The organism is Pseudoalteromonas sp. meg-B1 (genome assembly GCF_003173795.1).
GTDB lineage: Bacteria > Pseudomonadota > Gammaproteobacteria > Enterobacterales > Alteromonadaceae > Pseudoalteromonas > Pseudoalteromonas undina.
On the sequence record NZ_QGQU01000004.1, the window covers coordinates 355,199 to 377,730 of the forward strand.

Here is a 22,532-nt window from a genome sequence, read left to right on the forward strand (position 1 = left end):
TTTTTATAGCATTTATGGTTACATATATTTTCGTAAATACTTTTTAAATACAGGGTCAGTTTGAGCTAGTTCTTTCTGCTCTTCTAATATCTCTTTTAATATTGCACCTGATGTAAGCGGATTCGCAAGCACCACTCTAAATACTACGGTTGGTTGGTTATCATATTGAACTGGCGTTAAACGTGTACGCGATACAAACGAGCGACCCGATTCACGTTGTCGTTTTTGCATGCTAGCAGTAAAGCGATTAAGCGCGGCAAAAATATCTAAACGGGTTTGTGCGTCGGCCTGTGCTATCGCATTTTTAATTTGCTTAGGGACATAACGATAAGTTAGCAAACATAGCTCAGGTTCTGATATTAATTCAAAGTCTTCATCTGCTTTTATCAAATCAGCAAAGTAACGGGCTTTTTTAATACTGCGATCGATAAGCATTTCGTAGCCTTTACGACCAATAACACGTAAGCAAGCATGCACTAACATCGCCATACCAGGGCGGCTCCCCTCAAGGGTATGGCTGCCTAAATCTTTAGAGCCTTTACGTAAAATATATTCAGCATGATGCTCTATGGCATCAGTTGCAGCAGGGTCTTTAAACAGCACCAAACCTGCTCCCATCGGTACATACATTTGTTTATGCGCATCAATAGTGATTGAATCTGCATGCTCAATACCTTTTAAAAGGTGCCTATGGGTATTAGAGAGTAAAGTAGCTCCGCCCCACGCCGCATCAACATGAAAGTGGCAATTAATCTCTTGTGCTAAATTAGCCATGTCTTCAAGTGGATCGATATTACCAGTTTCAGTCGTTCCGGCTACACCAATAATTGCCATCACTTTAATGCCTTGCGCTTCAAGCTCTAGCGCTTTTTCTCGCATAGCATCTACATCAACTTTATTATCAGCCGATGTTTTAATACCAATTAAATTCTCACGGCCAATACCTAATAAATCAACCGATTTGCCTAACGAGTAGTGACCTCGTTCAGAGATTAAAACTGCCAGCCCTTTGTAACCATAATGAAGCATTCCCGCCACTAAACCCTGCGCAGCAATGCCTTTAAAGTTGCCATCTGCTTTTAATAAGCGGTTGCGGGCAATCCAAAGTGCTGTAATGTTAGCTACTGTGCCACCAGAGCAAAATGCTCCTAAAGAGGTTTTTGCACTGTGCATCCATTTAGAATAAAAGCCATCATTTTGTCCATAAGCTAAATGATGCATCATTCCTAAAACTTGACGCTCTAATGGGGTAAACGCTTTTGAGGTTTCTATTTTTACAAGGTTTTGATTTAGCCCGACCATTAATTTCGATAACGGCAGTAAAAAATGTGGCAGAGCAGATGTCATGTGACCAATAAAGCTTGGCGCTGCGGTATGTACAGAATGAGCAACCAGCTGTTCCATAATATCTTGGGCATAGCAAGACACAAACGTTGGCTCTTCAGGGATAGCCGCCGATTGAAAATCTTTTTCTATTTCATGTAATGGTTTTTCAATTGCCGCGATATTTTCGTTTAAGAAACCTGCTAAATTACTCGAAATTTCAAGCTCTATTTTGCTCAAAGTTGAGTCAGGGGCCTCTGGAACGGTAAATATCCGTTTGAGGCTTTCTTTAGAGGCGACGGCACAACGCTTTTGATCCATCTTCATACCTAGTGTGTGACTAAAACACCTGTTAGTTTGTAAAACACGCTAATTTAAGGTGTTTTTAAGCAACGGCATTTCTAAAAAATTGCGCTAACTTTACTGCAATATGACAAAAATGTCTCGTTTTAAGCCATAAAAGACAATACAAAATAGATAACATTTCACTATTTTTTATATTTAGTACAAAGGGTAATTAAAATATTGGGCATTTATAATTTTTAAGTATAATAAATCTAACAAAAAATAAGGATGTTACATGCTAAAAGGAAATCTAAAATTAACTCGGTTGGCGCTCGGTACCGTCTTTTTTTTAGTCAGCTTAATAATTTACAGTTACTACACCTACACTGCCATCAATAATGATGTTATACGCAGCATTGATAATCGTTTATTAAATGCAGCCACCAGCGTAAAGTACATTTTAGGTAGTGATTATCACGATAAAGTATCGCAAGAAATTAGCTTTTCAAGCTATCAAAATAAAGCCGACCAGCTTTCGGCATTGGCCAATGATTTAAATATAGATTATTTATATTCAATGGTACTGATTGATGAGAATGTTTATTTTACTGCCTCTAGCTACACTCAAGATGATCAAAATAACGGTAAAGTTACTCAGTTTTTAGATCTTTATCCCGAAGCCACGCCAATAACTATGGCTGCATTTTTATCAACGGCCCCTATTTTTGAAACCTCAACAGCGCATCGCGGCCATTCTAAAACAGTATATATTCCTCATCTGGCAAAAAATGGCAGAACCTATATTACAGCTGCAGATATTAGCGTTGATAAAATTAGCAATGCGTTAAAAACAGACTTATATCAATCTATGTTTCATTTTTGCTGCGTAATTATTATTTTATTAATAGTTTATACTCTTTATTACTATGGAGTACGTCGTTCATTAATGAGCGACCATGCAAGCAGATTTGAAAATCATATTGCCTTAGAAAAACGGCTAAAAAAAAGCAATGAACATCATTTACAAATTGCGATTATTTTAGTGAACGAAATTGATAATATCAGCCGTTTTTTTGGCACAAAAACAGCCGATGAAGTGATGAAAAAGCTGCTCACTCACTTTAAGCAGCAAGCCCGTTTGCACGCACGTATTTATCGTATTGCAACTAATAAACTCGCTATTTTGACTGATAAAGAAACTCCCTTTGATGAGCTATATAGCATCATACAATCGCATAATAAAAATATACCGTTTTTAAATCAGCCTTTTATTTATATTACACTTAACGCTGGTGTAGCTAGAGGCAATAAGTCATTACTGCTTAAGAATGCTCATATTGCGTTACTGCAATCTAAGCAGGGCGATCAGAGTATAGTTAACTACTGTGAGGCAATTAACGACGCTAAATCTCTATATTTATATAATGTTGAAATAGCAAAAGAAATTCGTGAAGCATTTGATGCTCATCGTGTTGTTCCTTACTTTCAGCCGGTTATAAATACTCATACCGATGAAGTTATTAGGTATGATTGTTCACCGAGAATAGTCACTTCACAAGGGGAGATTTTAACCCCTGATACCTTTGCAAATGCACTAAATAGACTGCGTATGAATGGCATGTTAACCCATGCCCTGTTTACTCAATGTGTTTCACGTTTTCGTAAATCAGCAATTTGTTGGGAGTTAACTCTGTGCGCTGAAAACATTGCAGATCCCACTATTTATGATCATATTGCGTATGAGCTTCATCGCTACCCTAATCCTGAAAACATTACTATTTCAATTTTAGAGTCGCAGGTTATTTCACATTACTATGAAATAAAGTCATTTATCGCAATGGTAAAAAGTAAGGGGGCAAAGGTGGTGATGCACTGCTGGGGTAATGAGTTTATTAATACTCTTAATACTTTAAAAGTGGAGGTTGATGGTATAAAACTCGATGGAGCAATCACAAAGCAGCTATTAAATGATGCAAATACGTCGCTATTTATATCCTACATCACTGATATAGCCCAGCAGCTTGAACTTGAATTGGTTGTTGAAGCGGTAGAAAGTAATACGGTTGCAGAGTTACTCAGCCAACTAAATGTGACGCTGATGCAAGGTAGTTTCCTTGGCAAACCAACGCCACATGTTACTGAGTTTAAAAAAGCAATGAATTAGTTATTAATATTAATGGCTAGTCGGTGGCTTTGCTGACCACTGGCCCAGTACTTACGCTCAAAAGGAGTAATTGCTTCGTCTGATTCAAACAACGCGGTTTGACAAGGATACCCAGCTAACTCGAGCGCTCTGGCAAACTCTTTAACATAGATATCCCAGTTACTGCGCACTTCAAGCAAACCACCTAATTTAACAATAAAGGGGAAGATAGCAGCCCCATGCCAGCGCCGCTGAATGTGCTTAGACTTAGGCCACGGGTTTGGATATAGCAAATAATGATGAGTAGGCCGCCAATTAGCAGCGACAGCTAAACGCCAAAAATCATTTAAGTCAGCTTGCACCAAAATGTATTGACCACTCTCAGTTTGTTTATACTCAACATCATGCTTATCAAGTCGGTGAGATGACTTATCAATGCCCACAACTAACGCATCAGGATGACGTTTCGCTAAATTAGCAGTGCTTTCGCCAACGCCACAACAGGAGTCTAGAATAAGCGGTCCATCAAAGGCTTGCACCTTAGCATTAACTTCATCAAATGCGGTTTGAGTATGCGCTGCAATTGGCTTTTTAAACTCGGCTTGTAAGTGTTTATTAACTATTTCATCAAGCTTTTCATGAAGTCCCGCTTGATTAGATACAATACTACGTGAATTTGCATCGCTCATCAGTGTCTTAGCCCCACACCTTTTTTAATTAGCGTCAGTGCTAAAGTAAATAATACGCTGATAAACACCAACAACACCGCAATCGCAACCGTTAAATCAACATCAGAAACACCTAAAAATCCGTATCTGAATGCGTTAACCATATAAATTATCGGGTTTATTTGCGATACCATCTGCCAAAAATCAGGCAGTAAAGTGATTGAGTAAAACACCCCGCCTAAATAAGTTAGAGGCGTTAAAATAAAGGTCGGAATAATGCTTATGTCATCAAAGCTGTTTGCATAAATAGCGTTGATTAATCCGCCCAAGGCAAACACCGCCGAGGTAAGAATAACAGTGGCTATAATCACAAAAATATTATGTATTTGTATATCTACAAAAAATAAAGAAACGCACGTTACAATAAAGCCAACCATAATGCCACGGGTCATGCCTCCGCCCATATAACCCAACACAATGATGTAATTAGGCACAGGTGCAACCAATAACTCTTCAATACTTTTTTGAAACTTAGTTGAGTAAAAGCTCGAAGCCACATTCGAGTAAGAGTTTGTTATAACTGACATCATAATAAGGCCAGGCACAATAAACTCCATGTAACTAAAGCCGCCCATATCACCAATACGCGAGCCTATTAAATTTCCAAAAATAACAAAATATAAGCTCATAGTAATCGCTGGCGGTACTAAGGTTTGCACCCAAATACGCAAAAAACGAATACACTCTTTAATCCAAATACTTTTTAAGGCTACGCCATATTTAAACATTTATTCGCCCCGCCCTTGCTCTAATAAACCTACAAATAATTCTTCTAATCGATTTGCTTTATTACGCATGCTTAGCACAGTATTTCCTTGTTCGGTTAACGCGCTAAATACAGCATTGAGCCCTTGTGATTTAGCCACTTCAACTTCAATGGTGTGCTCATCAGTCATAGTGAAATTATACCCTTCAAGCGTCACCGGTTTGGTAGGCTGTTTTAAATCCAGTACAAAGGTTTCTTTGTCTAATTTAGCCAACAAAGCTTTTATAGTAGTGTTTTCAACTATACGACCGGTATCAATAATAGCGATGTTTTTACACAGTAGTTCGGCTTCTTCAAGGTAGTGAGTGGTTAAAATAATGGTCACACCTTGTTCGTTGATTTGTCTTAAAAACTCCCACATTGAGCGGCGCAGCTCTATATCAACGCCCGCAGTTGGTTCGTCTAAAATAAGTAACTTTGGCTCATGCATTAAGGCACGTGCAATCATCAAACGACGCTTCATACCACCAGAAAGAGTACGTGCTTGCTTATCTTTTTTCTCAAGTAGACCTAGCTGTGCTAAGTACTTGTCAGCACGTTTGTGCGCTTGCGCGCGAGGAACACCATAATAACCTGCTTGATTAACGAGTATTTGGCTTAGGGTTTCAAACTGGCTAAAGTTAAACTCTTGCGGCACTAAACCTAAGTTAGCTTTCGCTGCTTCTAGGTCGGTATCAATATCATGACCAAATACTTCAACTTTACCTTTGGTCTTATTAACTAAAGAAGATATCACCCCAATAGTGGTTGATTTACCCGCCCCATTTGGACCAAGTAGTGCAAAAAAGTCACCTTCATGCACTTGTAAATCAACCCCTTTTACTGCCTCTACCCCATTTTTGTAAACCTTGGTAAGGCCTTCAATATTTAAAGCAATGTTTTGCTTATTCATTTCTTACCCTCACCATAACCCCAGCGCTTTGTGAGGTTATGTTCAATATTTAAATGATCTAAAATTCGCGCCACCATAAAATCAACCAAGTCTTCTATACTTTGTGGTTGATGATAAAACCCAGGAGCAGCGGGCATGATAGTGACCCCTAAACGCGACAATTTGAGCATATTTTCCAAGTGAATTTCGCTAAACGGAGTTTCTCGAGGGACTAAAATAAGTTGACCTCGCTCTTTTATCACCACATCGGCAGCGCGCTCTAATAAGTTATCTGATGCGCCGACTGCAATCGCAGACACAGACCCGGCACTACATGGACATACTATCATTTTTTTCGGTGCTGCTGAGCCCGAAGCCACCGGACTGAACCAGTTATCTTTGCCAAATACCTTTAATTGTTCGCTCTTGGCGTTAAATAATGCACTTAACTGCTCGGTAGCTTTATCTTCATTCCCTGATAGCTTTATATTGGACTCGGTATCAAAAACTACGCGCGCGGCACTTGAGATAAGCACATACACTTGAAATTGTTGTTCAAGTAACACTTCCAACAGCCTTAACCCATATGGTGCGCCTGATGCGCCACTAAATGCTAAGGTAATTGTATCTTTAAATTGCACATTATTCTCCGCTGTATTTATCGGTCAAACCATCAACAAGTTGCTGATGAAGACCATTAAAACCACCATTACTCATAATTAAAACATGTTGATTTGGCTCAACATTCTCAAGCACTGTATCAATAATAGCGGTTGTAGAATCAAAGCACTGCATACCCGCTTTGTCAGCTTGCTCTTTAAGTGACCAGTTTAAATTTTCTGGTTCAAATAACAGCACATCATCTGCATCGCGAAGTGAATCGAGAAGTGTAAATTGATGCACTCCCATTTTCATGGTGTTAGAGCGCGGCTCTAAAATCGCAATAATTTTTTCATCGCCCACTTTAGCACGCAGCCCAGCAAGCGTTGTTTGTATTGCCGTTGGGTGATGGGCAAAATCGTCATACACTTTAATATGATTAATATCTGCTTTAAGCTCCATCCGCCTTTTTGGGCTGATAAACTCGCCCAAAGCTTCAATACTGTGCTCTATTGCAATTCCCACATGGCGTGCTGCTGCAATAGCCATAATGGCATTTTTAACGTTATGCTCACCAATCGCTTGCCAACTAACAACGCCTTGTAACTGCCTATTTAGTAAAACATTAAATTGAGAACCATCGGCTTTGAGTAATTCATAACTCCAATCATCACCTAATGTTTCGCTCTCGCTCCACAACCCTTTTGCAATCACATCGCTCAGTGCTTCATCATTTTTTGGCCAAAGCACTTTGCCGCTTTGCGGTAGTGTACGTATCAAATGGTGAAATTGTTTTTTAATTGCGTTTAAATCTTCAAAAATATCAGCATGATCAAATTCAAGATTATTTAAAATAAGTGTTCGAGGTAAATAATGAACAAACTTACTGCGTTTATCAAAAAAGGCCGTGTCGTACTCATCGGCTTCTATAACAAAAAATGGCGTTTGCCCAACTCGCGCAGAAAGACCAAAGTTTTGTACAATTCCGCCAATTAAAAAGCCCGGTTTTAAACCCGCATATTCAAGTATCCACGCCAACATACTGGCGGTGGTTGTTTTACCATGAGTTCCTGCCACAGCCAGCACCCACGAATCTTGTAGTAAGTTATGTTTTAGCCACTCAGGTCCTGAGGTATAAGGCAGGCTGTTATCGAGTACATATTCAACACACGGGTTACCACGGCTCATAGCATTACCAATAACAACCATGTCTGGAGCTGGCTCTAGTTGAGATACGTCATAGCCCTGTGTTAGTTCAATACCCAGTTCTTGTAACTGGGTACTCATTGGTGGGTAAACGTTTTGATCTGACCCAGTAACGTGGTGACCCAATGATTTAGCTATAGCGGCAATACCACCCATAAATGTGCCACAAATACCCAAAATATGTATATGCATTTACTATCCTTTCATCCTGCGCGGAGTTTGCTCTAGGGCAAAATTTAATGGCGCTATAATGCCAAAATTTAGCTTAAGTTACCATTAACCCTTGGCGCAAATAAAAAAGCCTCCCAAAGAGGGAGGCTTTCCTGAAGATTAATAGCTTATAGCATTAAAAAGAATATTAAACCGGCACCTAATAATAAACGATAAATAACAAATGGTAGCATTCCCATTCGCTCAATCACTTTTAAAAACATAAAAATACAAGCATAAGCTGATAAAAACGACAGCACTACACCTAACAATAATGCCGTCCAATCTACGATATGATCGCCAAGGGCAAGCTCTGCAGTATAATAAAGACCCATCATTGAAATGATTGGAATAGCTAATAAAAACGAAAAGCGCGCTGCACTTTGTTTGTTCATACCTAACATTAAACCCGCTGTCATGGTAATACCTGAACGTGAAGTGCCAGGAATCATTGCAACGGCCTGTGCAAAGCCAATAATGAGGGCCGTTTTCCAGTTTAGCTGATAGATTGTTTTTATTTGCTTACCTTTGGCATCTGCGTACCAAAGCAATAGACCAAATACGATTGTTGTGGTCGCAATCACCCATGCACTGCGTAAGTACAGTTCAACAAAATCTTTTAATAACAAGCCTAAAATAGCTGCTGGCACAGTACCTAAAATGATCCACCAACCTAGTTTGCTATCATCAGTTGTGCCCTGCACGCCAAACGATTTAAACCAAGCACCGAGTATATCGGCTACTTCTTTACGGAAATAAATAACAACCGCAATTAAAGTGCCTACGTGAACAGCAACATCGAACGCTAACCCTTGATCCTCCCAGCCTAAAATTTGTGATGGTAAAATTAAGTGTGCCGAACTCGATATAGGTAAAAACTCAGTAAATCCCTGAATTAGGGCTAAAACAATTATTTCTATAATACTCATGGGTTAGAAAACTCCACCTTCCATAGTTTTTGTTGAGGGTTGTTATATGCATTCCATATTTGGGCAATCGTTTGTTTTGCTACCGGATGATAAAAATCAGGGGCCACCTCAGCTAAAGGCTGTAAAACAAAGGCGTTTTTAGTAATTTCGTCACGCGGTAATTGTGCTGGGCTCTCGCAAATCACATCATCATAAAAGAGTAAGTCGAGATCCAAAGTACGTGGGCTAAATTTTTTATCATTTGCTTGGCGGCCATTGTCGCGTTCAATTTGTTTTAATAACGCGCACACATCAACAAGCGCCATGTTAGTGGTGGCGGCAAGCACTGAGTTATAAAAGTTATTACCGGCAAAACCCACAGCTTCACTTTCAAATACTGATGAGTGATGTGTGTTTTCAAAGTGCTGATTTAACGCCACTAGAGCACGCCGAATATGCTCAGCTTTATTAATGTTTGACCCTAGGCTAATAAATATCTGCGCCATTTAAGCCGTAGCCTTAATGCGCGTAATCTCTACACCCACTGTTTGCGCTTGTGGAACTGCAGCAGGCTTGCTAACTTTTATTGTTACTTGAGGAGTATTAAATTCGGTTAAGATAATTTGCGCTAATTGCTCTACCAGCGTTTCTAAAAGCTCGACTGGTTTAGCAGTGCTGTGCTCGATAACACGCTCACTCACCTTAGCGTAATCTAATGCTAAGTTAATATCGTCGTTTTGTGCTGCGGGCTCAATGTCGCTTAGCATCTCAATATCAAAGTACAGGCTTTGTTTACTTTTCTTTTCAAAATCATACACCCCGATAATCGTTTCGACATGCAATTGTGATATAAATACCTTGTCCATTGATACTCCAAATGACTGTAACAAGTCACTGAGTTAATTACATATTGTATCAATCAAATTAATACTGTATATACTTTAATCAGTGTTTAAATATACTAAAATTACTTCTACAATAGAATAGTTACAAAATTGCGAGTAATTTAAGAAGCCCGTAAATTTTGACGCCAATAATAGCTTAAAAGTAATGATTAAAAAATAAGGAAGCGCGTGTTAGTCATTTTAATGTTTGTATTAGCCTATTTGCTCGGCTCGATTTCATCGGCCATTTTAGTGTCGCGGCTATTCAAACTTCCCGATCCACGCACAAATGGCTCCAATAACCCAGGAGCAACCAATGTCTACCGTTTAGGCGGCGCTCTCCCCGCATGCTTAGTTTTAATATTTGATATTTTAAAGGGCACTATCCCTGTTTGGGGCGCTTACTTTTTAAAACTTGAGCCGCTAGAGCTTGGTTTAATTGCGGTTGCAGCATGTTTAGGGCACATGTACCCATTATTTTTTAGTTTTAAAGGGGGTAAAGCGGTCGCAACAGCATTTGGCTCGTTACTGCCGATAGGGCTCTCTTTAGGTGGGTTATTGATTGGTACTTGGCTGATTATTGTCGCGATTACCCGCTACTCATCCCTTGCAGCGTTAGTAGCTGTGACGCTAGCGCCTTTATATACATGGTGGATAAAGCCGTTATATACCTTACCCGTGACCTTTATTACGCTACTGATCATTATTAGGCATCGCACTAATATTGTGCGTTTATTTAAAGGTGAAGAACCAAAAGTAGGGACTAAACAAGCCCCTACAAATGATAAGAAGTAATAACTAACCTAGGTTCTGGTTAACTATATTGCTTCTAAGCTATCGATTGGCCAGCGCGGTTTAGTTTTCATATCAAGCGTAGCAAACTGCCCCGCTTTTAAACGCTGCATACCAGCATAAGCAATCATTGCGCCATTGTCGGTACAAAACTCAGTGCGAGGGTAATACACTTCGCACTTCATACCTTGCATCACACGCTCTAGTTGCAAACGTAGTTGCGTATTAGCACTTACACCACCGGCTATGACTAAACGTTTAATACCCGTTTGTTTTAGTGCTCGCTTACACTTAATCACTAAAGTATCTATAACGGCTGTTTGAAATGCATGGGCAATATCTGCTTTAGTTTGCTCGTCACTATCATTTTCACGAATAGCAATCGAAGCGGCGGTTTTTAAGCCACTAAAGCTAAAATCAAGACCAGGCTTATCAGTCATCGGGCGCGGGAAAACAAATCGTTTGGCAACGCCTTGCTCAGCCATTTTAGCTAAACGAGGACCTCCAGGGTAATCAAGCCCAAGTAATTTAGCCGTTTTATCAAATGCTTCACCTGCAGCGTCATCTACCGACTCACCCAACACTTCGTATTGGCCAATGCCCGCAACCTTTACCATCATGGTATGACCGCCAGATACGAGTAAAGCAATAAATGGAAATTCGGGAACGTTTTCCTCAAGCATTGGCGCTAATAAATGCCCTTCCATGTGATGTACTGCCACCGCAGGAATATCCCAACCATACGCTAAAGAGCGACCAATTGAGGTACCTACTAACAAAGCCCCCACTAAACCAGGTCCTGCGGTGTAGGCAATGCCGTCTAAATCTTCAGGTCCACAGCCAGCTTGCGCAAATGCCGCATCGATAAGCGGCAATGTTTTACGTACATGATCGCGAGATGCAAGCTCAGGTACCACACCACCGTAATCAGCATGTACTTTTACTTGGCTATATAATTGATGAGCCAGTAGCCCTTTTTCATCATCATAAATAGCAATACCAGTTTCATCGCATGATGATTCAATGCCTAAAATTCGCATTGTTAATTCTCCTGCCACCTAACAAGGTGTTTAAAACAAATAACTTAAAGTGCTAAACCAATGTTAGTTTGGCCATCAGCAAGGACATGCTTTTTCAATGCTTTTACATTTTCAGCAGTAATACGCCCCATAGCTTCTACAAAATCAATTAGTTCACCTAATACCTCTATTTCGTATTGCATTAGTGGGTGTTCACGCACTGCTTTATTATCAGCAACATCCCCTTCAACCGTCATTTGATACTCAATAAAGCGAGCCACAGTTGCCTGCGATATTTTACTCACATTAACAAATTCTTGCTCGTCTTGTGCTAAAAGGCCATGCATTAAGCTCAATAATGAGGTGGCAGCGTCAATGGCAGGGTAAGTGCCAAACATATCAAAATCAGCAAGTTCAGGTACATTAGGTTCAATTTTTTCGACTTGCTTTTCTAAATCAATCTTACTTTTAGGAAGCAGTATCTTTTCCCAACATACATTTAAAGCATTACGTAAAATAACCTCATCGCCAAAACCGGTAGCCTCACTAAATAGTCCATAATTAGGCAACATACGCTCTATTAACGCACTGGCCAATACCGCTTTTTGCAGGTAATTTAACTCTCTAATACGCTGAAAATTATTCGCTTTTGTCATTCTTTAAAGTCCCACATGACCAACAAAAATCAAATGTTGATCCATTATGCTCATTACAGTTAGGGCACACCCAATCTGGAGCGGATTGTTTTACTTGCTGATAGTTTACCAATATTTCGCGTGCATGGCGCTCTTTTATCGCATAAACCTGCACACTTACTTGTGTTTGCTCAAACGGGATCTCGCCCATTGCACCTTGCAGCATTTCGCCTTTAATTTGACACTCAATTCCCGCATTCAGAATCAATCCTTTTATTATATTGGCCTCTAAACTATTTTCTGCGTTATAAAGCGTAACCCAATCAAATGATGTTATATTTGAATCGCTATTATTAATATTTTGCAATATCCACCTCATTTACTTTATGTGTACTATTTGCCTGCGTAACCTAAAGCAAATAATATGATTTAAGGACACATTATGACGCTAACTACTCCAGGTTTACTTTTTCCAGCAATCTCATTGTTGTTACTCGCCTATACAAACCGATTTTTAGTGCTAGCGCAACTAATACGAGAACTGAATGCACGTGAAGGGGAATCTATTCGTCCTGTTGTGGTGGCGCAAATAACCAACCTTAGAAAGCGAATAAAATTAATAAGAACCATGCAAGTATACGGAGTGGCTGCTTTTTTATTATGTACGCTATCTATGTTCGCATTATTTATAGAATTTAATACCACGGGCATTATTTTATTTGGTGTCAGTTTAAGTTGCTTAAGCTTATCTTTGCTTACTTCATTATTTGAAATTCACATCTCTTGTGATGCCATAGAAATTGAATTGCAAAACATTGAAAATAAGCCTTTAAGTAACCGAGTAAGTAAAAATTTTATTGAGCCCAACCCTAAAAGCAAAAGCAGCAATTAACAAACCCGAGACTTTAATAAAGCTGTTATAAAATTGCATAAACTTGGTCAATAATAAAACCCTACAGTTATTTAACATTACCCAAAGGTATAACAACTTTTAGCAACTATTCTCTTTAAATACGATGAAAAGAAAGTTAATCTAAGGAGGTGGTTAAAAACATTATTTCAACTGATCTGTAGGGATATAAAGTCAGTATTTAATCTGCAATTCCCCTAGCTTACCTATAAAAAAGGACTATATAGTGAGATTTGAACAATTAGAACAGTTTGTAGCGCTTGGCCTACTTCGTCATTTTAGGCAAGCTGCAGAACAAACCCAAATTAGCACATCTGCGTTAACTCGAAGTATTCAAACTCTTGAAACAGAGCTTGGCTACGAACTTGTTACCCGCTCTACTCGCTCGGTTAAATTAACTCAAGCAGGCGAACTTTTCCTCGACTTTGCAAAAAATACCCTCAATGAGCTAGAGCAAATAAAACATCGCGCTTTTCAGTCAATTAATGGCACTGAAGAGAAAAAATTGGTTATTGGTTACACCACAACAACCAGCAGCATAGTACCAATTACCTGCGGTGAATTTTTAAGCCAATACCCGCATATTAAAATCGAAATGCAGCTACAAAACAAAACTGAGCTTCATAGAAAGTTACTTCAAGGGGAAATTGACATTAGTGTATGCTCGCAAATAGTCAATAGCATTGGTAGCGACATACAATTACCTGATCAGCTTATTTTATTTTGTTCAAAACAACATCCTTTAGCAAATAAAAGCGATATTAGTAAAAAAGAACTCGAAAGTTATCCAATGTTCAGTTGTTTTTCACAGTCAAAACAAGTGCAATCAATGCTTAATGAAGTAATAGACTCATTAAATAAAGTATCAACTATTAAAGTGGGCAGTATTGATCAGGTAATGGCCGGACTTGAAAAGTCAGACCATTTTGCCATTGCCGGTATTGAACACACCAGTTCTGTGGCAGAAAACTATAACTTGATTCAACTTAAAACTAATAACGATATTAGCCATGAGCAACTTATTGTGCAAACCAGCCAACAAATAGAAGCAGGTGAGCATGTTGACCACTTACTCTCGCTAATAAATAAAGTCTCAAAAGCATAACATTACACCATGCGCTTTGGTGAACGCGATAAATTTGTAGCTTTAAAGTTTTTTTACATTAAACTAACGCTCCCTACTATTATGACTAGCGTTAATGAACAACTTTACAGCTTCTGGAATTTATCTAGAGCAGATTGAAACGCATGGTTATGCCATTATTGAAAACGCCATTGATAGTGACCTAATCTTTGATTTAATGGCAGATTGCTACAGAATAAATCCACACTTTAGCCTTGCTGGTATTGGTCGATTAAATAACTTGCAAATTGATAATACAGTTCGTAAAGACAAAACCTATTGGTTTGATGGCAGTTCAAATGCACAACTTGGCTACCAGCAAGTAATGGAAGTAGTTCGTAATACGCTTAATCGAACTTTCTTTATGGGTTTGTTTGATTATGAATGTCACTATGCAAAATATACGCAAGGTGATTTTTATAAAAAACATGTAGATGCATTTAAAGGTCGTTCAAACCGTGTTTTTACTACCGTATTATATTTGAACTCTCCAGAGGAAGGTGGAGAGCTAGTTATTTACAAGCCTAAAAGTAAAGGCATAGAAATAGTAATAAAACCCACGGCAGGCACTTTGGTATTATTTGAAAGCGAACGCTTTGTACATGAAGTACTTCCTGCTGTTGATAACCGCTATTCGATTGCTGGTTGGTTCAGAAAAAACGCATCAATTAGTGGCATTATCGACCCACCCCGTTAAGCAAAAACGGGGTAAGAAAATAATAAACCAATAAAAATAGCCAGTCCTACGTAATGGTTATTTAAAAATGCTTTAAAACAATTATCTCGCTGGCGTAAATGAATCAAACGCTGTTGATACACAAGTAACATTGCTGCAATAGCTAATCCCAACCAAAAACTAAATCCTATTTGATTCATCAACCCAATTAAAACCATCAACGCAAAAAAGCTAAAGTTAAGTAGCGCTATAATATGGCGGTCATAACTGGCGAATAAAATAGCGGTTGATTTTACTCCTATTTTTAAATCATCGTCTCTATCAACCATGGCGTACATAGTGTCGTAAGCCACCGTCCAGCAAATATTGGCAATAAATAGCAACCAAGCTTGCACAGGCAATGAGTTTGTTGATGCCATAAATGCCATAGGAATTGCCCAACCAAAAGCAGCCCCTAATACAACCTGTGGAAGTTGCGTGTAACGTTTCATAAAGGGATAACAAAACGCTAATCCAAGTGCACCAAACGATAACAGAATAGTATTGATATTAAGCAATAATACTAATATAAAAGCGATGACAACGAGTAATAAAAACAAACTAATTGCTTCGCCACTACTTACCGCTCCGGTCGCTAGCGGCCGCTGACAAGTACGTTTTACTGAGCCATCAATTTTTCTATCTGCAAAATCATTGATAACGCATCCTGCGCTTCGCATAACTATTACCCCAAGGGTAAACACAATGAAGTTCGTTAAGCTAGGCAGACCATCATTCGCTATCCATAGTGCCCAATAAGTTGGCCAAAGTAGCAATAAAGTGCCTATGGGCTTATCAATTCGCATTAACTGGATGTAATAGGGCATATGATTAACAGACAAAGCGGCTAGTTTCATGAGTATAAGTAAGCTCCTGGTAAAAAAACCTCACAGACCAAAAATTGATAGTTATGTAAAGAAAATACGCTGCGCCTGCCCAGTAAAGAGCGATTCGGTAAATTAAGTTCGCTCACCAGTGATTGCAATGAGTGATTATCATCAAAGCGAGCAATTTCAATATCAGTGCGCCTTAACGCAGGATCTTGAAAGATAACATCACCTAACGGGCGTTCTCCCATATTGTGCAGCTGATTGTTTGTATTATTACTTGTTACTGGCAACCAACTTTGAGCATAAACAATCGGTTGTTCATCACACAACAGTAACACTTCACGGTTAAGTACTGTACTTACCTGCTTACTTAATAGCGTTTGCTGTGATTGAGAAAGGTCTACTTTTTGCTCACTCAACACTTTTACAGCAAAACGCTGAGACTGACTTTTTAATTTAGCCGTTAAAGAATGCGGTTCAAATAACCACTCTTTCTCAGCGTTAGATAAGCCAGTGACTTGAGCGGTACTCTGCCAATCAGCAGATAAAGAAAGAGGAAAAGTAATCACAATAACTCTACTTGAAAAAAATCAGAGAGATCATAACATTGCCAACGAATTTGAAAAAGCGCGATTTACTCAATACCAAGCACATCCTGTGTCATAAAAAGCTAATCAGCATTTGACTCTCGCTATTGCCTATCCCAAACTTGAATCCAGAGTACTTTTACAAACACAACAAATAACAGCATCTTGCTGTATCTTATTTACTAATAAGTATAAACTATTTGTAACCAGTTTACGGAAACGCTTTTGAAATGAAAAAAACAGTATTTACAGGCCTTTTTATTCTTTTAGTCAGCCTAACTAGCTTATCAGCACGTGCTGAGTCTACTGTGGGTTATTTTGGGTTTGAGCCAGACATTATTACCAATTACATTGGTCCATCAAGTAAAAAAATGGGTTACGTTCGCGTCACGGTAGATTTAATGCTAAACAAAACATCCGATATTGCCATTGTAGAACACCACACTCCGCTGTTACGTGATGCGCTAGTAGAGATATTATCAAAAGAGCCTGAAAACAAAATAAAGTCTTTAACAGGGCGTGAGCAAATTCGCCTTAAAAGCGCAGAAAAACTAAAAAGCTTACTTAAGGAAGAAACAGGCCAAGAAATAATCCGAGACCTGTTATTTACTAAATATTTATATCATTAGGCGCTTTTTGTTTTAAAAAGCTGAGCGGTATAGGCAAAAGCCATACCGCTAACAAGCCCACCTAAGTGTGCCCAATTAGCCATTCCAACAAATAATACATCTGCAAAACCAAGTACTAACCATACCAGCATAAAACCAACAATTGCGGTTGTAACCAGTGCAGGCTGTTTAGGGTTAAGCGCGCTGTAAATCCAACAAAAGCCTAACAACCCATATACAACACCGCTAAGCCCACCAAAGTTAGGACCGACCATTAAGTACTGTGCCCAATTACTTATTAAAGCGGTAACTAAAAACAGCCCGATTAAACTCGACTTACCACATTGCTTTTCAATGTTATCACCCAGCGATACCCACCAGATTAAGTTAAACACAATATGCATAGCGCTAAAATGCACAATAGCAGGTGTTAACCAGGTAAGTGGTGACGCAGGATTGAACTGCAACGCCATATAAATAGGCTCAAACGCACCAAATAAAAAGGCAACATAAACAACAATGCTGAGAATACTAACACCTTGATTAAGCCAGCTTAAGGCTTTAAAACGAGCGACTAAATTAAGTGACTGCCCTTGATACTTTAACGGTGACTGCGTAGTACCTACTTGCCATGATGCTTGTTGGTAACGCTCATGATTAGGGTTTTTAGCAAATTCGTTCCATAAAGGCTGCACTGCATGAAAGTCTTCAGGTGCCACACTAATAACAAGCGTATGGCCATCCTCAGTACGAATTTGCCCTGAAAGCCCTTGGCTTTTTAGGTAATCTATAAAGCCCTGTGCAGCGCGGGGATTAGTTAGACTGCCTAGCTCTATCATCGTGCTACTTTATCCTTGTAAGCGGCTTCCCACGCAGTAAAACCGCCATCCATGCTGTAAACATCTTCAAAGCCTTGCTCTACTAAGTAACTTGCTGCACCCTGTGAGCTCATGCCGTGATAACAAACAATAATAATCGGCTGGTCAAACTCTTTTTCCATCATAAATTGGGCGATATTTGCATTTGAAAGCGCTTCAGAGCCAGGAATGTGCCCTGTCTGATACGAATTAGGATCGCGAATATCAGCAATCACCACATCTTCTTTGTCTAGTAGTTCGAGGGTTTGTGCGATTGATATATGTTTAAATGCCATAGTGCTCTCTTATAATTACAAAAAAGGCGACAAATGCCGCCTTTAATTCTCTTAACAGGGGATAATTAATCCCAGTTAAGAATTACTTTACCCGATTGGCCTGAAATCATCATATCAAAGCCAGCTTGGAAGTCATCAATTGAATACTGATGAGTAATAATTGGTTTTAAATCAAGCCCTGATTGAATCAAGCTAGCCATTTTATACCAAGTTTCAAACATCTCACGACCGTAAATACCTTTGATCACTAAGCCTTTAAAAATAACTTGATTCCAATCGACCGCCATATCTGAAGGTGGAATACCTAACATGGCAATTTTGCCGCCATGATTCATGTTATTTAGCATGGCATTAAATGCACTCGGAACACCTGACATCTCTAAGCCAATGTCAAAGCCTTCGGTCATACCTAGCTCTTTAGCTACATCTTCAAGCTTTTCATTCGCAACGTTTACAGCACGCGTTGCGCCCATTTTACGTGCTAAGTCTAGGCGGTATTCATTTACGTCGGTGATAACCACATGGCGTGCACCCACATGTTTGGCTACAGCCGCGGCCATAATACCAATAGGGCCTGCACCAGTGATTAATACATCCTCACCCACTAAGTCAAACGATAATGCAGTATGTACAGCATTACCAAACGGGTCAAAAATAGAGGCCAGTTCATCGCTAATGTTATCTGGGATTTTAAACGCATTAAATGCTGGGATCACTAAGTACTCAGCAAATGCACCTTCGCGGTTAACACCTACACCGGTTGTATTACGGCATAAATGAACACGTCCAGCACGGCAGTTACGACAATGACCACAGGTTATATGACCTTCACCAGATACACGGTCGCCAACTTCGAAACCGCGAACTTCTTGGCCCATGTCAATTACTTCACCCACATATTCGTGGCCAACCACCATAGGTGTAGGAATAGTGTTTTGTGCCCACTCATCCCACTTATAAATATGAACATCGGTACCACAAATGGCTGTTTTACGAATCTTAATTAACAGATCGTTATGGCCTACTTCAGGCTTTGGCGCATCTGTCATCCAAATGCCTGGCTCTGCTTTTAACTTTGATAATGCTTTCATAATCCACACTCAATTAAAAAATCGCGACTTTAGCCGCGATTTAACAAGAAAATTAAATAACACCAATCTCTTTACCAATACGGGTAAATGCTGCAATGGCTGTATCAAGCTGTTCCTTGCTATGCGCTGCAGAAATTTGGGTACGAATACGCGCCTGACCTTTTGGTACAACAGGGAATGAAAAGCCAGTTACATAAATCCCTTCAGCCAATAGTTTATCAGCCATAAGTGACGCTACTTTTGCATCCCCTAGCATCACTGGAATAATCGCATGATCTTTACCTGCACAGGTAAAACCTGCCGTTTCCATTTGCTCACGGAAGTATTTAGCGTTTGACCATAGCTTAGCGCGAAGCTCACCGCCATTTTCAAGCATTTCTAACACTTTGATTGACGCTGTTACGATTGAAGGCGCTAATGAATTTGAGAATAAGTATGGACGTGAACGCTGACGAAGCCACTCAACAATTTCTTTTTTGCCTGAAGTATAACCACCAGAAGCTCCACCAAGCGCTTTGCCTAAGGTGCCAGTAATAATATCGACACGGTCGAGTACATTACAGTACTCAGGCGTACCTTTACCGTTTTCGCCAACAAAACCAACGGCATGTGAGTCATCAACCATAACAAGCGCGTCATATTTGTCGGCTAAATCACACACTGCTTCTAAATTACAAATAACGCCATCCATTGAAAACACGCCATCAGTAGCAATTAGTTTAGTTTTAGCACCGGCTTCATCGGCTGCAATTAATTGCTTTTCTAAATCAGCCATATCGTTATTTGCATAACGGAAACGTTTTGCTTTACATAAACGCACGCCATCAATAATAGATGCATGGTTTAATGAATCAGAAATAATCGCATCGTCTGCACCTAAAATAGTTTCAAACAAGCCTGTATTCGCATCAAAGCATGATGAGTACAAAATGGTGTCTTCAGTTTCTAAAAATTGACTTATTTTTTTCTCAAGCGTTTTATGAATATCTTGGGTACCACAAATAAAACGCACTGAGGCAACACCAAAACCATGGTCATCTAAGCCTTGTTGGGCAGCTGCAATTAGCTCTGGGCTGTTAGCTAAACCTAAGTAGTTGTTAGCACAAAAGTTAATAACTTTATCGCCTGATGCCACTTCAATTTGAGCTTGCTGCTGTGAAGTGATAACACGTTCATTTTTGTACAAACCTTCAGCTTTAACGTCTTCAATTTGCTGTTGTAATTGGCTAAAAAAAGCAGATGCTCTCATCTGTGATCTCCATTTGGTTGAACGGGTTAAACAGCAGACGCGTTGCTGCTATTTATAATGGGGGTATTGTAAAAGTTTAAGCGCCAAATTGCACTGTTTGTCATTCGTCGCAAATTAGCTAATTGGCAGGAAAAGCTGCCAGTTTACAGACATGAGATATATATTAAATGAGATCAGCAAGCAAAACAGGAAGTTCCTTGATTGAGTCACAAACATAGTCTGCAGATTTTGCGGCTTGCTCGTCAAACGTTTGCCCCGAACGAACTAGCACTTTAGTGCGTATGTTGGCACTAATAGCAGCTTGCATATCACCTAATTTATCCCCTACCATGACACTCAGTGTAGGGTCTATATGATGATCTTTTATTCCTTGCAGCAACATCCCGGGGGCTGGTTTTCTGCAATCGCAATCTGTTAAATACGCTGGCAATGCATTTTTAGGATGATGTGGACAAAAATAAACATCAGTAATCTCAATTTGATGATGAGTAAACTGCGCTTTCATCCATGTGTTAAGGGCAAAAAAATCGGCTTCTGAGTAATAACCTCGACCAATACCTGATTGGTTAGTTACAACAATTATTTTATAGCCCGCGTCATAAAATGCTTTACACGTTGAAAACACACCCTCTATAAATTCAAACTCTTCGCTTTTAAATACATAGCCATGGTCAACATTTACTACACCATCACGGTCTAAAAAAAGCGCCTTATTTATGTGTTTATCATTCATAATAACGACTCTTTTTTAATAACATGGTCAAACATTTCTTTTACTGCATCCGTGGTTATTTGACTCATTAAATCATCGCCTTTAACCCGAGTACCCCAAGGTAATTGCTCGGCGGTTTTACCTGTTTGCTTTAATAAGTTTTGGTGATAAACCTCAACCACGTAATCTTGGTATAAATAAGGCCCCGTTCGCGCTGGGTTTGAATGCGCATATAAGCCAATAACAGGCGTGCCCACAGTCACCGCCATATGAGCTGGGCCTGTATCGGGCGCAAGTACTAAGTCTGCACGCTTAAGTACGCACAATAATTCTTTGAGTTTTGTTTTACCCACCAAGTTCAGAATGGGTGAATCACTGTGTTTAATGATGTTATTTGCTAAATTAATTTCCAGTTCCGTCGGTCCACCAGTTAATACTATTTTAAACCCCTGTGTATGTGCATAATCCGCAAGCGCGGCATAGCGTTCGGCTAACCAGTTACGCTGTGCTTTACTTGCTGCTGGCGAAATAACGAATAGCTTATGTGATAAATAATCGTCACCTAACAGCTCATCAGCTTTAGCTTGATCTTTGTCGGTGTAGGGCATATTCCAAACAGGGACATAATCATCAACACCAATCGTTTGAGCAAAGCCTTTAAATCCCTCTAAAACATGCGCCTGAGATTGGGCTTTAATGCGTTTATTAATAAATAAACTATGCAGCTCTTTTGAACGAGCCCAGTCAAAACCAATTTTAACTTTGGCAGGAATACAGCGAGCGACAAAACCAGCTCTTAAAGCCACTTGAATATTAAGCAGTACGTCAAAACACTGCCCTTGGAAGGTTTGCTTTAACTGTTTCAGTGCCGCTTTACCTTGTTTTTTATCAAATACAACAAGCTCAACGCCAGGCAAATCTGCTAACAGCATCGCCTCGACTTTCCCTATCACCCATGTAATTTTAGCATTTGGATGCGCTTTTTGAATTGCTTGTACCGCACTCACTGCATGGCATACATCACCAATAGCAGAAAGACGTAAAATACAAATTGAAGTGTAAGTAGGCGCTGAAGTCACACGTTTCCTTGGGAGTAAAATAATAAAACCCGATCTTAAATTATAATCGCGTCATTGCAAGTACTTATCCTTAGCCTGAAAACACGTTAATATATGCACATATTA

The 22,532-nt window shown here is 39.4% G+C and carries 26 protein-coding genes; 6 read left to right on the forward strand and 20 right to left on the reverse strand.

The window, feature by feature from the left end:
• Window positions 1–18: 18 nt before the first annotated feature.
• Window positions 19–1,644, reverse strand: coding sequence for a pyridoxal-dependent aspartate 1-decarboxylase PanP (gene panP / locus DK924_RS15775; protein WP_054201989.1), 1,626 nt, complete (start codon window positions 1,642–1,644; stop codon window positions 19–21).
• 259 nt (window positions 1,645–1,903) lie between these two features.
• Between panP and DK924_RS15780 the strand changes: the two genes are divergently transcribed.
• A complete protein-coding gene (locus DK924_RS15780) occupies window positions 1,904–3,772 on the forward strand; it encodes a GGDEF domain-containing protein (RefSeq protein ID WP_109875639.1) in 1,869 nt (622 codons plus the stop codon).
• Here the strand turns inward: DK924_RS15780 and DK924_RS15785 are convergent.
• The 8 genes from DK924_RS15785 to folB all read right to left on the reverse strand — a co-directional run bounded on the left by DK924_RS15785 (window position 3,769) and on the right by folB (window position 9,906).
• Window positions 3,769–4,440 (reverse strand): tRNA (guanosine(46)-N(7))-methyltransferase TrmB, encoded by a 672-nt coding sequence (locus DK924_RS15785; protein WP_033104026.1) that lies wholly within the window; start codon window positions 4,438–4,440, stop codon window positions 3,769–3,771. The two genes, DK924_RS15780 and DK924_RS15785, sit on opposite strands and share 4 nt — an antisense overlap.
• Window positions 4,440–5,207, reverse strand: a complete 768-nt coding sequence (locus DK924_RS15790) for an ABC transporter permease (RefSeq protein WP_010391022.1) — start codon at window positions 5,205–5,207, stop codon at window positions 4,440–4,442. Before DK924_RS15790 ends, DK924_RS15785 begins: the two co-directional genes overlap by 1 nt.
• Window positions 5,208–6,137 (reverse strand): ABC transporter ATP-binding protein, encoded by a 930-nt coding sequence (locus DK924_RS15795; RefSeq protein WP_109875640.1) that lies wholly within the window; start codon window positions 6,135–6,137, stop codon window positions 5,208–5,210.
• The gene (locus tag DK924_RS15800; RefSeq protein ID WP_109875641.1) at window positions 6,134–6,757 is read right to left on the reverse strand and encodes a flavin prenyltransferase UbiX; all 624 of its coding nucleotides are present in this window, start codon (window positions 6,755–6,757) and stop codon (window positions 6,134–6,136) included. Before DK924_RS15800 ends, DK924_RS15795 begins: the two co-directional genes overlap by 4 nt.
• Before the next feature lies 1 nt (window position 6,758).
• Window positions 6,759–8,114 (reverse strand): UDP-N-acetylmuramate:L-alanyl-gamma-D-glutamyl-meso-diaminopimelate ligase, encoded by a 1,356-nt coding sequence (gene mpl / locus DK924_RS15805; RefSeq protein ID WP_109875642.1) that lies wholly within the window; start codon window positions 8,112–8,114, stop codon window positions 6,759–6,761.
• A 146-nt stretch (window positions 8,115–8,260) separates the two neighbouring features.
• Entirely contained in the window at window positions 8,261–9,061 is an 801-nt protein-coding gene (locus DK924_RS15810; RefSeq protein WP_109875643.1) for an undecaprenyl-diphosphate phosphatase, read from the reverse strand.
• Window positions 9,058–9,546: a 2-amino-4-hydroxy-6-hydroxymethyldihydropteridine diphosphokinase gene (gene folK, locus DK924_RS15815; RefSeq protein WP_075170695.1), complete on the reverse strand. Its 489-nt coding sequence runs from the start codon at window positions 9,544–9,546 to the stop codon at window positions 9,058–9,060. Before folK ends, DK924_RS15810 begins: the two co-directional genes overlap by 4 nt.
• Entirely contained in the window at window positions 9,547–9,906 is a 360-nt protein-coding gene (gene folB / locus DK924_RS15820; RefSeq protein WP_109875644.1) for a dihydroneopterin aldolase, read from the reverse strand.
• Between the two features lie 207 nt (window positions 9,907–10,113).
• Here folB and plsY point away from each other — a divergent pair, with 207 nt between their 5' ends.
• Entirely contained in the window at window positions 10,114–10,719 is a 606-nt protein-coding gene (gene plsY, locus DK924_RS15825) for a glycerol-3-phosphate 1-O-acyltransferase PlsY (RefSeq protein ID WP_010391012.1), read from the forward strand.
• A 23-nt stretch (window positions 10,720–10,742) separates the two neighbouring features.
• Here plsY and tsaD read toward each other — a convergent pair whose 3' ends face one another.
• Genes tsaD through DK924_RS15840 form a run of 3 tightly spaced genes read right to left on the reverse strand, consistent with a single transcriptional unit; the run spans window position 10,743 to window position 12,737 of the window.
• The gene (tsaD, locus tag DK924_RS15830; RefSeq protein WP_109875645.1) at window positions 10,743–11,756 is read right to left on the reverse strand and encodes a tRNA (adenosine(37)-N6)-threonylcarbamoyltransferase complex transferase subunit TsaD; all 1,014 of its coding nucleotides are present in this window, start codon (window positions 11,754–11,756) and stop codon (window positions 10,743–10,745) included.
• Between the two features lie 44 nt (window positions 11,757–11,800).
• On the reverse strand, window positions 11,801–12,391 hold the full coding sequence (locus DK924_RS15835; protein ID WP_008115608.1) for a YjaG family protein: 591 nt from the start codon (window positions 12,389–12,391) through the stop codon (window positions 11,801–11,803).
• On the reverse strand, window positions 12,375–12,737 hold the full coding sequence (locus DK924_RS15840) for a DUF2007 domain-containing protein (RefSeq protein ID WP_010391010.1): 363 nt from the start codon (window positions 12,735–12,737) through the stop codon (window positions 12,375–12,377). Before DK924_RS15840 ends, DK924_RS15835 begins: the two co-directional genes overlap by 17 nt.
• Window positions 12,738–12,812: 75 nt before the next feature.
• Here DK924_RS15840 and DK924_RS15845 point away from each other — a divergent pair, with 75 nt between their 5' ends.
• The 3 genes from DK924_RS15845 to DK924_RS15855 all read left to right on the forward strand — a co-directional run bounded on the left by DK924_RS15845 (window position 12,813) and on the right by DK924_RS15855 (window position 15,100).
• The gene (locus DK924_RS15845; protein WP_010391008.1) at window positions 12,813–13,262 is read left to right on the forward strand and encodes a DUF2721 domain-containing protein; all 450 of its coding nucleotides are present in this window, start codon (window positions 12,813–12,815) and stop codon (window positions 13,260–13,262) included.
• 244 nt (window positions 13,263–13,506) lie between these two features.
• On the forward strand, window positions 13,507–14,385 hold the full coding sequence (locus DK924_RS15850) for a LysR family transcriptional regulator (RefSeq protein WP_109875646.1): 879 nt from the start codon (window positions 13,507–13,509) through the stop codon (window positions 14,383–14,385).
• A gap of 94 nt (window positions 14,386–14,479) precedes the next feature.
• Complete coding sequence (locus tag DK924_RS15855) at window positions 14,480–15,100, forward strand: 2OG-Fe(II) oxygenase (protein WP_109875647.1); 621 nt, start codon at window positions 14,480–14,482, stop codon at window positions 15,098–15,100.
• Here the strand turns inward: DK924_RS15855 and ubiA are convergent.
• Together ubiA and DK924_RS15865 are read right to left on the reverse strand one after the other, a co-directional pair.
• The gene (gene ubiA, locus DK924_RS15860; RefSeq protein ID WP_109875648.1) at window positions 15,097–15,975 is read right to left on the reverse strand and encodes a 4-hydroxybenzoate octaprenyltransferase; all 879 of its coding nucleotides are present in this window, start codon (window positions 15,973–15,975) and stop codon (window positions 15,097–15,099) included. The genes DK924_RS15855 and ubiA overlap by 4 nt on opposite strands.
• Window positions 15,972–16,517 carry a chorismate lyase gene (locus DK924_RS15865; protein ID WP_109875649.1) on the reverse strand — a complete coding sequence of 182 codons (546 nt, stop codon included), beginning with the start codon at window positions 16,515–16,517 and terminating at the stop codon, window positions 15,972–15,974. The genes ubiA and DK924_RS15865 overlap by 4 nt, the downstream gene beginning before the upstream one ends.
• Window positions 16,518–16,765: 248 nt before the next feature.
• Here DK924_RS15865 and DK924_RS15870 point away from each other — a divergent pair, with 248 nt between their 5' ends.
• Complete coding sequence (locus DK924_RS15870; protein ID WP_008115596.1) at window positions 16,766–17,164, forward strand: flagellar basal body-associated protein FliL; 399 nt, start codon at window positions 16,766–16,768, stop codon at window positions 17,162–17,164.
• Here DK924_RS15870 and glpG read toward each other — a convergent pair.
• The 6 genes from glpG to DK924_RS15900 form a co-directional block, all read right to left on the reverse strand.
• Entirely contained in the window at window positions 17,161–17,982 is an 822-nt protein-coding gene (gene glpG / locus DK924_RS15875; protein WP_076920172.1) for a rhomboid family intramembrane serine protease GlpG, read from the reverse strand. The two genes, DK924_RS15870 and glpG, sit on opposite strands and share 4 nt — an antisense overlap.
• Window positions 17,979–18,296, reverse strand: a complete 318-nt coding sequence (gene glpE, locus DK924_RS15880; RefSeq protein ID WP_010390998.1) for a thiosulfate sulfurtransferase GlpE — start codon at window positions 18,294–18,296, stop codon at window positions 17,979–17,981. Before glpE ends, glpG begins: the two co-directional genes overlap by 4 nt.
• A gap of 65 nt (window positions 18,297–18,361) precedes the next feature.
• The gene (gene tdh, locus DK924_RS15885; protein WP_010390995.1) at window positions 18,362–19,387 is read right to left on the reverse strand and encodes an L-threonine 3-dehydrogenase; all 1,026 of its coding nucleotides are present in this window, start codon (window positions 19,385–19,387) and stop codon (window positions 18,362–18,364) included.
• Between the two features lie 52 nt (window positions 19,388–19,439).
• Window positions 19,440–20,636 (reverse strand): glycine C-acetyltransferase, encoded by a 1,197-nt coding sequence (locus DK924_RS15890; RefSeq protein ID WP_010390993.1) that lies wholly within the window; start codon window positions 20,634–20,636, stop codon window positions 19,440–19,442.
• Window positions 20,637–20,799: 163 nt separating this feature from the next.
• The gene (gmhB, locus tag DK924_RS15895; RefSeq protein WP_055013169.1) at window positions 20,800–21,369 is read right to left on the reverse strand and encodes a D-glycero-beta-D-manno-heptose 1,7-bisphosphate 7-phosphatase; all 570 of its coding nucleotides are present in this window, start codon (window positions 21,367–21,369) and stop codon (window positions 20,800–20,802) included.
• Entirely contained in the window at window positions 21,366–22,427 is a 1,062-nt protein-coding gene (locus DK924_RS15900) for a glycosyltransferase family 9 protein (protein WP_109875650.1), read from the reverse strand. Before DK924_RS15900 ends, gmhB begins: the two co-directional genes overlap by 4 nt.
• Between the last annotated feature and the right edge of the window lie 105 nt (window positions 22,428–22,532).